We start from the raw sequence: 13,257 nt of genomic DNA on the forward strand, positions 1-13,257 counted from the left end.
TGTTAAAATAAAACACAAGGAGTTACGAACAAATGATCAAATTTTTAACCGGTCGACAAACTGACCCATTACAAGAAAAAATTCTGGAACAAGCGGTCAAGAATTACCAGCAAAATCCAGAAGAAGAAACTTTTATCATTGTCCCTAATCATATTAAGTTTACCACAGAAGTTAGGGCAATAAATAGATTGGCTATCAACGAGGAGAAAGAACAAGTAAGTGTTAAGAACTTACAAGTTTTGTCTTTTTCTCGTTTAGCTTGGTATTTTTTAAAGGATGCCGAAACTGGCTTACCAACTCAGCTGGATGATGCCGCCGCCGCAATGCTAGTGGCACAGATCATTCAAGATAAACACGATGAATTACTTTTATTTCAAAATGTAAATATCAATTCAGGTTTGAGTAAGCAATTATACGATACAATTCTTGAAATTTATGATAGTAATGTTGATTTAGATGATTTAGAACCAGATGACAGTACTAATCAAGAAACACAAAATAAGATTCATGATCTAAAAATCATTTATAAAGAATTTATTCGGCGAATTGAAGGAAAATTCTCTACTAAAAATGAAGTTGAATTACAGCTAAATGAATTGTTAGCTCAAAAAGATGATTTAAAAAATACTAGTTTTTATTTTACTGATTTTTCACACTTTTCTTTACAAGAAATCTTAACGATTAAACTGTTAATGAATAAGGCAAAAAATGTTACTTTTGCTTTTAAAACTCGCTTAGGTGAAATAACTGAAAATGTCGAAGCTGGTGATTATGATTACGTTATTCAAAGAACGATTAATCAATTAATTAGCTTTTGTAATAAGCGTGGTCTTGAGTATACTTGTGATAAGTTCCCGATCGAAGGAAAATTAAGTGGAAAAGAGCTACTTAATAGTGTCTGGATTAACGCCATTGCACCAAAAGATAAATTAGACCAAGTTCAATTAGTAAAGGCTGATTCTCGCTATGCAGAGGCTTATTTTGCAGCAAGAACAATATATCAACAAGTAGCTTTAAGTAATTACCGCTACCGCGACTTTTTAATTTTGGCACCGAACTTGCATGAATATGAAACATATTTGAACCCAATTTTACGTCAAAATAATATTCCATTTTTTAATGATCTACAGCAAGAAATGAAATATCATCCCTTAGTGATTTTGATTGAAAACTTGGCAGCTTTAATCAAAAAAGGACTGCAGACCCAAAATCTTTTGACTATTTTAAAAACGCGGATGCTGATCCCTGAATGGTATAAAGGGAAATTGGCACAATATGTTAAGGACGTAGATATGCTAGAAAATTATGTCTTAGCTCATGGAATTGACTATACAAATTGGGAAAAGAAGTTATCTAGTTTTTCAGATGCAAATGTAATTGCACTAGATCAAAAACCTGATGAAATTGAAAGACTAGAACAATTACGCAGCTATTTAATTGATCAAATTAAGAGACTAACTAATGCTTTAAAGAAAGAAAAAGACACTAACGAAGCACTAAAAACATTCTTTAACTTCTTAGTAAACAATGGTGTTGCTGCTAGACTTGACGAATGGCGTAATGAAGCAGATCAAGCTGGTGATTTACAACAAGCACAACAGCCTGAACAATTATGGAATTTATTAATTCAGCTCTTGAAGGATTACAAAATTATCAACAATGGTAACTTTAAACTTGATAGTTTCTTTGATATGTTAATCAGCGGATTTAGAGAAGCATCTTTTTCTCAAATTCCATCAACTTTAGACGCAGTAAATGTTTCTGAAATAGGAATGGTGCAAAGCAGTCATTACAAACAAGTTTTCATCATTGGCGCAACTGCTACAAACTTACCAAAGATCCAAAAAACGCCTGGATTTTTAAGTTCTGAAAACTTAGAAGAAATTGCTGCCAACTTCTCAGAAGATGCTTACATTGAAGATCGTCAGCAAATTAATAATCTCGATCAGAATTATCAATTTGGTTTGGCGATGTCCTTGGCCGAGGATCATGTATATGTATCATATCCAGTTTTAAATGCTTCAAATGAACAGCTGGAGCCGTCAATTTTTTATTCACAATTAAAAAATTACAATGCTCCTGAGATGACACAACATGATTTACCAGACAAATTGCAAGATTTGCTTTCTTTTATCACTAATCCTGCAGCGAGTTTGGGCTATATTACATATTTAAATTCGGTTGAACAAGGCAATGAAATTAAAAAGCTAATCGAATTATCTAAAAAATACCTTCCTGAAGAAACTGATCAGGTTATTGAGGCCAGTCACTTTGACAATAATCCAGATGATATTGGTCCTGAACTTGCCGAAAAATTATATAGTAAAGACTTAATTACCTCTGTTTCTCAACTTGAAACATATAATCAAAACTCATTTGAGTATTTCTTAAAGTATGGCTTAAGGTTACATAAACGCCTAGAAAATGATCTAGATCTAAGTCAATCAGGTAATTACTTCCACGAAACTTTCGACCGCTTGGTAAAAGAGATGAATAAAGAAGGTTTAGATTTAGCTGAGATTGATGAAGAAAAATTACAAACTTTGCTAGCTGCAGCACGTGTGGCAATGCGTGAAGAAGGTCGTTATGCACAATTAATGAATAATGCCTTTAATCGTTATCTCTTTGATAATCTTGATCAAACCACTACCAAAGTAGCTAAGAGTTGGCATAAAAAAGCAAAAGAGACCCCACTAAAGCCATATTTATCAGAATTAAGTTTTGGCTCACAAGAAAAGTTAAAAGGACTCAAATTCGAAGTTCCTAATTTGGCGGGTGATCATAATATTATTCTGCGTGGTAAAATCGATCGACTTGATTTAGCTAAGCTTGATAATGACCATGTTTTAGCACAAGTTATCGACTACAAATCTTCTGCTAAAAAATTCGATTTAGGGATGTTCTATAACGGAACTGAAATGCAAATGGTCTCTTACTTGGATGTTATCAACCAGAACTTTCCTGCATTAACTAATCAAGAAAAAATCGCGCTATTTGGTGCCTTTTATCAAACAATTACACAACAAACCGAACGATTAAATAGTAAAACTGTCTTTGATTCTAACTTACAGATCAAAGAAAACTTGCTCGACAGTAAGCCGAAATTAATGTACAACGGTTTAATTTCAAGTGATCCAGATTTAATTACTAAGGCTGAACCAGCACTAGAAAAAGGAGGAACTGCGTCACAAATCTATAGCGGAGTTCGATCTAAAAAGACTGGCGGTTTTACTTTACCAAGAGACCATAGCTTTACCCAAGAAGAGATGGATTTATTACTTAAATACGACGAATATCTGATCAAAAAAGCATCAAACGAAATTTTATCAGGTAAAGTTGAGTTAAATCCATATCGCTATAATAGGGGGAGAAATGCAATCACTTATTCGGACTATCGTGATGTCTTCTTCTTCGATGCCATGCTTAATGAAGATGAATATCATGAAATTTCAGGAATGAATAAGAAAGAATTAATGGAAAAGATAAAAGAAATACTAGAAAAGGAGCAATAATAGAATGCCGGAATATACAAAAGAGCAAGCAAAAGCTATTGATTACCATGGTAAAGATATTCTAGTTTCTGCTTCCGCTGGCTCAGGCAAAACAACAGTACTAGTTCAAAGAGTATTAAAAGAAATTCTTTCCGGTATTGGTGTGGATGAATTGCTGATTGTGACTTTTACTAAGGCAGCTGCCGAGGAAATGAAGCAACGAATTAAAAATGAACTTACTAAAGCAATTAGAAAAGAAAATCATAAAGACAGAAGAATATACTTGCAGAGGCAACTAAATAACGTTGACACTGCCAATATTTCGACAATCGATGCTTTTTGTTTGGATGTAATTCACCGCTTTTACTATGCAGCTGATTTAGATCCAAGTTTTAGTATTTTAACTGATGAGACTCAAGCGGCCTTGATGAAAGAAAGAGCTTTAAGAGAAATCGAAGCTGAAACTCTTGAAGGAAAAGATAGTCAAGAATTTGAAGAATTCTATAATAACTTTGTAGGTGATCGGGATAATGAAACTGCAAGAGGATTACTGCTTGACCTTTATAATTACGCAATGGCTAAGCCTAACTATCGTCAATGGCTGCGAGAATTGCCTAATCAATACAAAATCGGTGATAGTTTAGTTAATTCTGATGTTTGGCAAAAACAAATTAAGCCATACTTGTTAGCAACTTTAAAAGATTTGCAAAATAAAATACAACGGTTGCTTGATGAGGAAATTTTTCAAACAGATAAAATGGCTAAGCAATTAGATAACTTCAAACTCTTTTTCGGTAAATTAAATGTGTGCATTTCTGATCTAGATGAGGATCAAGATTATGATAGTTTGCGCTCAGATTTACAGAACTGTCGTTTTACTATTCGAACCGCAAAATCTAAAAAATGGGATGAAGACATTCAGGAGTTCTTTGAGGAAACTACGAAAATTAAGAAAGAAGCCCAAGATACAATCCTTTCTATTTTTTCACAATTTTTTGCTACAGGGGAAAATGAGCAGCTTGCAGCAATGAAAAAAGCTAGGAGAATTACCCAAACAATTGTTAAAAGTGAGCAAAAATTAATCGATCGTTTTAATCAGTTTAAGCGTGAAGAAAACGTCCTTGATTATACCGATATGGAACAAATTGCTTTCCAAATTTTGAGTCAGGATACGTCAAATTCTCAATTAGCTCGTGAATTTTATCAAAATAAATTTAAAGAAATCCTGGTTGATGAATATCAGGACATCAATAATTTGCAGGAACAAATTATCCAACAAATAAAAAATGAGGATTTCAATCATCTATTTATGGTGGGGGATGTCAAGCAGTCAATCTACGGTTTCAGACAAGCTGAACCAAGCTTATTTTTACAAAAATACCATGATTATGGTGATAAAGAAAATATAAATGAAGAAAGAATTCTATTGTCAGATAACTTTCGTTCTACAGAACCTGTTACTAAAATCGTGAATCAAATTTTCACTAAGGTTTTAAGTAAAGACTTTGGAGGAATCGATTATCAAGGTGAAGGGCAGCTGATCTTCGGGGCGAATTATTACCCCAAAAATTTAAGTCAATCTAGTGAAATCCTCTATCACAAAAAAGAGAGAAATAGTAATACGTCTGACGATGATTCAACTGATAATTTTTCTGAAATCCAAATGGTAATTAGTCGAATTAAGCAATTCAAAAAAGAAAAAATGCAAATTTTTGATGCTAAATCTGGGCAACTACGTCCTTTTGAATATAAAGACATTGCTATTTTAACTAGAAGCAGAAGTAATAATTTACAAATTATGCAAGAGTTTGCTAAGAACGATATTCCACTTTTTATTACTGATGCTCAAAACTATTTTCAAACTTTTGAATTAACAGTAATCATGAATTACCTCAAGGTTATCGATAATCCTGATCAAGATATTCCGTTAACAACCGTCTTACGTTCACCAATTTTTAACTTTAGCAATAAGGAATTGGGTGAGATTCGCGCAAATAATAAGACTAGCAGCTTTTATAACGCTGTCTTAGATTATGTTGGAAAGAATAATGCTTTAAGTGAAAAAGTAAAACTATTCTTGAATCAACTAGAATCTTTAAGATCATTCGCTACCACGCATAGGATTTCAGAATTAATCTGGAGTATTTACGAAAGAACAAACTTACTTGAAATAATGACTGCTTTACCTAATGGTGAGCAGCGCAGAGCAAACTTGGAATCCCTCTATGAACGTGCAAGTTCATATGAAAGTGCCGGTTTTAAAGGAATATATCAGTTTATTAACTTTATTAGTCGAATGCGTAAATCTCAAAAGGATCTGGCACAACCACTTTTGTCAAAAGAAGCAGATAATTCCGTTCGATTAATGACAATTCACGGCTCTAAAGGATTAGAATTTCCAATTGTTTTCTATGTAGGACTAGAACATAAATATCAAAAAACGGATTCGCAAGGAGATTACGTTTTAACCAGTGATACTTTAGGTTTAACTATTAAGCGGGAGACAGATCGCTTGAATTCTTTAGTAAGGTCAATGGCTCAAATCCAAAAATCTAAGCAGAACCTAGAAGAAGAAGCAAGAATTCTTTATGTTGCAGTAACCCGAGCAAAGCAAAAATTGATTTTAGTTGCGGACATCCCTAATTTTGATAAAGACTCAGAAACTTGGAGTGACAAAAATAATTTGTCATTAACAGATAAGCTATCAGCAACTAATCCATTAAGCTTTGTTGGTCCAACTCTTAATTTCAAAAAGAATCTCCCTACAACTGTTGACAGTATTACTTCATCAGTTGATCAAAACTCAGAATTTTTGTACATTAATTTTGATGAAATCAATGAAGAGAAAGTTGAAAAAGAAAAACATACTGAAGATAATATTGAGCATAGCCTACTAACTAAAGCTGTAACACAACTATTTGATTTTAAATATCCATTTGCTGATGCTAGTCGCACTAATGCTTATCAAGCTGTTTCAGAACTTAACAAATCGTCTGATCCAGATGAGAAAGATTTGGATAATTCTAAAATGATTCGCTCATCTAATCGCTATTTACAAAAAATAGACACTAGACCTAATTTTTTATTTGATAGCAATTTTACTGGTACAGAAGTCGGAACAGCAACACACTTGATTTTGCAATATTTTGACTATACTGGGGATGGTAGTGAGCAGCAGTTAGATGAAGAGATTAACACGTTGATTTTACAAAAGAAATTAGACCCAAGTATTGTTCCAAGCCTTAAAAAAGATGAAATTCTCTGGTTTGTAAACAGTGATTTCGCTAAAGTATTTGCAGAAAAACCAGAAAATTTAAAACGAGAAGTAGAATTTTCAATGTTAAGGCCTGTAAATAAGAACATCGGGCAAAGAGATTTTAGTGATAAAAATGCTAAAATACTGGTTCACGGGGCTATTGACGGGTATTATATTGAAAATGATGGGATTATCTTGTTCGACTATAAGACTGATCATATTGATCTTTCAAATCTTGATTTTGAAATAGAAAAATTAAAAACAAGATATAAAGAACAATTACAGCTGTATGAAGATGCTTTAAATGATATTAGTAAACAAAAAGTTAAGAGTAAGTATTTAATTTTATTAAGTGCTAAAAAAGTTGTCCAAATAGATTAAAATAGACTTATTAGGTTAGGAAAGGAGGGAGAGTATGTCAGATATTTTTGCTAAAAATACTTTTGCCGTGGTGGATTTGGAAACAACCGGTACTCAAAAAGAGCGTGACAATCATATTATTCAATTTGGCTGTGCCATTGTTAAGCATATGAAAGTTGTTAAAACCTATTCGTTCATGATTAATCCTCACCGTGAAATCCCATTGTCAGTTCAAAACTTAACTGGAATTCATGATGAAGATGTTAAAAATGCCAAGGACTTTTCATATTATGCACCTAAGATCATCGATATTCTTAAAGATACCGTGTTTGTAGCTCATAATGTGAACTTTGATTTGCCATTTTTGAATTATGAATTAGTTCAGCATGGTTATGAAGCATTAACTAATCGTGCAATTGATACAGTTGAATTAGCTAAAATTGCTTTTCCGACTTTACCTTCATATAAGTTAAGTGATCTAACTGATCGATTAGATATTAAACATCTGAATCCACATAAGGCTGATTCAGATGCCTATGGAACAGCTATTTTATTAATTGATACGATTAGACAATTAGAGACGTTGCCTCAAGCTACGTTAAACACACTAAGCTCATTGTCATCTAGTTTAGTTAGAGATACTTCGTGGATTTTTAGCACTATTGCCGATTATTATCGTCAAAGTAAGCGACCACTTTCAAAAGAGTTTATGCAAGTACGTAATATTATTTTGCAAAAACAAGAAGATGAGTCAGAAGTTTTTAGCAAGGGATCTTCACACTTTCCTCAAGAAAACAAAAAGAAAAAAGAGATGTTCAAGGGGCATCTCCATTACCGAAAAGCACAAGTTGACTTGATCAATCATTTACACAATTTCATTTTGGATCCTAATGAAAAAGCAATGCTTGTGGAAGCACCTAATGGAACAGGCAAAACTTTTTCTTATTTGTTCTCTTATGCTTATCAGCTTTATTCAGGAAGAAAGTTAGTTGTTGCAACGCCAACAAATGTTTTACAAGACCAGATCCTTGGACATGAAATACCGCAGCTTTTGGAGGTAACTGGACTTGATTTAAAGGCAGAAGTTGTTAAATCGAGTAGTCATTACATTGACTTAGATGGTTTTGTGCAAAGTTTGTTTAATAACGGCACTCCAAATAAACCAACTCTTGTTTTGCAAATGCAAATTTTAGTTTGGTTGACTCAGACCAAAACTGGAGATATGGACGAATTACAATTAACTAATTACAACAATCAGTTGTTTACTCAGATTTCCCATCCTGGGGATGCGAGAGTAGGAAGCCGTTTTTCTTCAGTTGATTTTTGGAATTTGGCCAGAAAGAGACAAGAAGAAGCAGATATTTTGGTTACTAATCACGCATATCTGGCTAATCACTACATGGACACTATTTGGGGACAAAATCCATACTTAGTAATCGATGAAGCACACCGGTTTACTGATAATGTGATTTCTTCACGCAATGATGCACTTCGCTTTGAATCCTTATGGGGCGTACTGAGCCATTTGCGTAATTTGTTGTATTATTCCAATGATTCTGCACAAAATCAATTTACCGATGACGTAGAGCTGAATTTTTTACTTAAAAAACTAAACACTAAAATTTTAGAATTGATTTATAAAATTAATGAGTTGCAGAAATTACTCTACAGTCATAAAGATAATGCAATCAATGATAATCTTTTACCAAATGGCAATTTACAGTTAAGTTTTCAAAGTAAAGAATTATTTCCAAAAAATGGTCCGTTTTTGGCTGAATTAACAAAATTTGAACAATTATTAGAAGAAGTTCGTCAGGACACTAATCAGATTTTATTCAAGCTTTATCAAGAACAAGACAATCTTTTTTCATCAAGTGATGATATTTTAAGTGAAATAGCTGAACAAATTGATCGCTTAGATTATTATGCAGAAAAGAGCTACCAACTAGCTGATCTAATTAATGGCAAAGAACTCGAACAAGAAGGCTTTATCTTGGTTGTCACTAACCCAGAAGATCCATTAAGTACTAATTTGCACTGGATAATGCTTGATGTAAATGATGAATTAAAACAGATTTATGATCGATTTGATCATATTTGTTTTGTCAGCGCTACTATGACAGTAAATGATAATTTTGAATATGCAATTAACAAATTAAATCTTGAAAAGTTACACCCAATAACTTACATTGGAAAAAGTACTTTTGATTTCAAACGTCACTTGCAAGTACTTGCAGTTAAAGATATGCCTAGTCCTGATAGTGATGAATATGAAAAGGTATTTGAAAAAATTATTGTTTCTGATATTTTGACTAAGGACCACATTTTAATTTTGATGACTAATCTCGATAAAATTCGTGATGTCTTTTCAGCAATTGTTAATGATCCAAAACTAAAAGATTTTGAAATTTTAGCGCAGGGGTTATCTGGTTCTAATCAAAGAATCGCTAAGAGATTTGGCATTGCAAAAAAGGCAATTATTCTTGGCGCGGATAGTTTTTGGGAAGGAATTGACTTTCATAAAAGTGGAGTGGATTTAGTTATTGCAGCTAAGCTACCGTTTGAATCTCCTGATCAACCAGAAGTTAGATTAAGACAAAAGAGAATCGAAGATCTTAATTTAAGTGTTTTCCAAAATGACAGTTTACCTCGTGCTATTATTCGTTTTAGACAGGGAATAGGACGTCTAATTCGCGGTGAGCATGATTATGGTCAATTTGTTATTTTAGATTCAAGATTATGGAGTAAAAATTACGGTAAAGATTTTATTACTGCGATTCCAGTCAAAACAGAAAAAATTACAATAAAAGAATTGAAGGGCAAGTTGGATAATTATGATCAGAGACGACACAAGACAAACCATTAGATTTATTATCGGGGTTATTGTTTTTTTAATTGTCTTTTATATTGGTAGTATTTTTGTGTTTTTTAGAGCAGGCAGCTCCTCAAGGCAAAATGATCGAACAATTGCTCAAGTTGCCAGTCAAAAAACACCAATTACCAATATTCAAACTTACTATCATTTAGATCGTGGCACGAATTCTTATGCCTTAAAAGGTACTGACAAAAAAGGGCAAACTTATTATTTTGTTTATTTAACTCATTCAAAAAAAGCTTTCATTTATCCTGCTAAAAAAGGTAAAAGTCAAAGTGCAATTGAAAAAATTTTTAAAGCTGACCATACTCAACAACAAATTAAGTCGGTTAACTTAGGTTGGTATAAAGGAAAACCCGTTTGGGAAGTGGCTTTTCAAAACACTAAAGGCCAATTGGGTTATATTTTATATGATTTTCGCAATGGAAAAGAGATAAACGAAGTCGCTAATTTGTAAAATCTTTGGTATCATAGACTTTAATGACACGATAATAATAAAAAAGGGTGGAGAAATAATATATGACAGAATTAATTGCTATTAAGGATTGTTCTGAACATGTTGATGAAGAAGTCCAAATGCATGTTTGGTTAACTGATAAACGTTCTAGCGGTAAGATTATTTTCTTACAATTACGTGATGGTACTGCATTTTTCCAAGGTGTTATCCGTAAAAATGATGTATCTGAAGAAGTATTTGAAACTGCTAAGACTTTACGTCAAGAAGCAAGCTTCTACATCACTGGTACTGTTCACAAGGATGAACGTTCACACTTCGGTTATGAAATCCAAATTTCAGATGTGAAAGTTGTATCTAACAACGAAGGATATCCAGTAACTAACAAGGAACATGGGGTTGAGTTCTTATTTGATCACCGTCACCTCTGGTTAAGATCAAAGAAGCCATTTGCTATTATGCAAATTAGAAACACTATGTTTAAGGCTACTGTTGACTTCTTTGAAAAGGAAGGCTTTATCAAGTTTGACGCACCTATCTTCATGCATTCAGCTCCAGAAGGTACTACTCAATTATTCCACGTAGAATATTTTGATCACGATGCTTACTTATCACAATCTGGTCAATTGTATGGTGAAGCAGGTGCGATGGCATTTGGTAAGGTATTTACATTTGGTCCAACTTTCAGAGCCGAAGAATCAAAAGGCCGTCGTCATATGACTGAATTCTGGATGATGGAACCTGAAATGGCTTGGATGCATCAAGATGAATCTTTAGACCTTCAAGAAAGATACTTAGCATACATGACTAAGCAAGTTTTGGAAAATAATCAATACGAACTTAAGATTTTGGGAAGAGATCCAGAAAAACTTCGTCCAACTACTGAAGGTAACTTTACTCGTCTTTCATATGATGATGCAGTTAAGATGCTTCAAGACGCTGGTAGAGACTTCAAATGGGGTGACGACTTTGGCGCACCTGATGAAGCTTATATCTCAGAACAATATGATCGTCCTGTCTTTATTATGAACTACCCAACTTCAATTAAGCCATTCTACATGAAGAAGAATCCTGATAATCCTAAGGAATACTTATGTGCTGATGTAATTGCACCAGAAGGTTACGGTGAAATCTTTGGTGGATCAGAACGTGAAGGTAATTACGAAGTTTTGAAACAACAAATTTTAGATGCTGGCCTTGATCTTAAGGATTACCAATGGTATCTTGACTTACGTAAATTCGGTGGTGTTCCTCACTCAGGTTTCGGTATGGGATTTGAACGTACAATTGCTTGGATTTGTCATCTTGATCACATTCGTGAAGCAATTCCATTCCCAAGATTGATTAATAGAATGCAACCATAAAAATAAATAATAAAAAAGTTGAACTAAACAAATTAGTTCAACTTTTTTTGAAAGAAGAATTTTATGCAATTTAATGATTATCGAACTTTAGGATTTACAACTATCCAAAATGGATTAATAGCTTATTATCCGCAATTACATATTTCAGATGCTGAATTAATTCTAATTATTCAACTAGAAGCTTTTGCTCAAAAAGGTGAGCAATTTCCTTCAAATGAGAAAATTGCTGCTAACACTAATTTATCAGTGAATGACGTAGCTAATTTAATTCAAACTTTAATTGAACGTCAGTTTTTAACGATTGAACAAACTACTGATTCACAAGGGAGGATCGGTAATCAGTATAGTCTTAATGGTTTGTATGATGAATTAGATAAATATCTGACTGAAAATGTTTTAATCAAAGAAACGAGTCACAATAATAAAACAAAAGTGTCAGATAATCTTGATAATAACCCATTAAATTTGTTAAGCAGAAAGTTTGAAATCGAATTTGGACGTTATCTAAGTCCAATTGAACGCGAACAAATTGCCTCTTGGCTTAGCATTGATCATTATGATCCCCAAATTATTGAAATGGCACTTAGAGAAGCAGTTTTATCTCAAGCTTATAGTTTGAAGTATGTTGACCGCGTATTGCTCAATTGGCAAAGACACAATTTAACTACACCTAGCCAAATCGAGCAGTTTTTACAAAGGAATAGATAGTATGCAAAATAAATTACTTAGTGATGATGAAGCTCGGGATGTATTATCTAGAATTAACCAAATGTATCCTGATGCAAAAGGTGAGCTTCATTGGGATAATAAATTTCATCTGCTGTGTGCAGTTTTATTAAGTGCTCAAACAACAGATAGAATGGTTAATCGAGTAATGCCTAAATTCATTGAAGATTTTCCAACACCTGAAGATCTAGCTAATGCTTCAATTGAAACAATTGAGGGTGATATCCGGCAAATTGGGTTATATCACTCTAAAGCAAAGCACTTAAAAGAAACAGCTGAGATGCTGGTAAAAGACTTTGATAGCCAAATCCCTAAGGATAAGAAGAAGTTAATGACTTTACCTGGAGTAGGCGAAAAAACGGCAAATGTAGTCTTAGCTGAAGGATTTGGGGTTCCTGCAATTGCTGTTGATACTCATGTATCTCGTATTTCTAAGAAATTTCACATTGTAAAGCAAGATGCAAAACCTCATGAAGTTGAAAAAAGACTAGAAGAACTTTTACCAAAAGAGGAATGGATTCATACTCACCATGCAATGATACTGTTTGGTCGATATACAATGCCTTCTAGAGCCAAGAATCCAGATCCATATTCATATTTACCACCTAAAAAATAGAAAAGAAAATGCCTAGACATCTTCAAAAACATAGATGCTAGGCATTTTTTTATAGTTAACTGAAACTTGAAAGCATCAAAATTGACCAGAACCCTGATTGGTTCTGGTTTTTTCG

General features: G+C 33.3%; 7 protein-coding genes. All 7 read left to right on the forward strand.

Annotation, left to right across the window (positions count from 1 at the left end; all coding sequences use genetic code 11):
• Positions 1-32 precede the first annotated feature (32 nt).
• The 7 genes from FC46_RS03920 (at position 33) to nth (ending at position 13,142) form a co-directional block, all read left to right on the forward strand.
• Complete coding sequence (locus FC46_RS03920; protein WP_057798071.1) at positions 33-3,512, forward strand: PD-(D/E)XK nuclease family protein; 3,480 nt, start codon at positions 33-35, stop codon at positions 3,510-3,512.
• 4 nt (positions 3,513-3,516) lie between these two features.
• Complete coding sequence (addA, locus tag FC46_RS03925; protein ID WP_057798073.1) at positions 3,517-7,128, forward strand: helicase-exonuclease AddAB subunit AddA; 3,612 nt, start codon at positions 3,517-3,519, stop codon at positions 7,126-7,128.
• A gap of 34 nt (positions 7,129-7,162) precedes the next feature.
• Positions 7,163-9,973, forward strand: a complete 2,811-nt coding sequence (locus tag FC46_RS03930) for a helicase C-terminal domain-containing protein (RefSeq protein WP_057798075.1) — start codon at positions 7,163-7,165, stop codon at positions 9,971-9,973.
• Positions 9,942-10,439 (forward strand): hypothetical protein, encoded by a 498-nt coding sequence (locus FC46_RS03935; RefSeq protein ID WP_057798077.1) that lies wholly within the window; start codon positions 9,942-9,944, stop codon positions 10,437-10,439. The genes FC46_RS03930 and FC46_RS03935 overlap by 32 nt, the downstream gene beginning before the upstream one ends.
• Positions 10,440-10,501: 62 nt before the next feature.
• A complete protein-coding gene (gene asnS / locus FC46_RS03940) occupies positions 10,502-11,800 on the forward strand; it encodes an asparagine--tRNA ligase (protein WP_057798079.1) in 1,299 nt (432 codons plus the stop codon).
• A 63-nt stretch (positions 11,801-11,863) separates the two neighbouring features.
• Positions 11,864-12,508, forward strand: coding sequence for a DnaD domain protein (locus FC46_RS03945; RefSeq protein ID WP_057798081.1), 645 nt, complete (start codon positions 11,864-11,866; stop codon positions 12,506-12,508).
• A gap of 1 nt (position 12,509) precedes the next feature.
• Entirely contained in the window at positions 12,510-13,142 is a 633-nt protein-coding gene (gene nth, locus FC46_RS03950; protein ID WP_057798083.1) for an endonuclease III, read from the forward strand.
• Positions 13,143-13,257: the final 115 nt, after the last annotated feature.

This window comes from Lactobacillus kalixensis DSM 16043 (genome assembly GCF_001434335.1).
Lineage (GTDB): Bacteria > Bacillota > Bacilli > Lactobacillales > Lactobacillaceae > Lactobacillus > Lactobacillus kalixensis.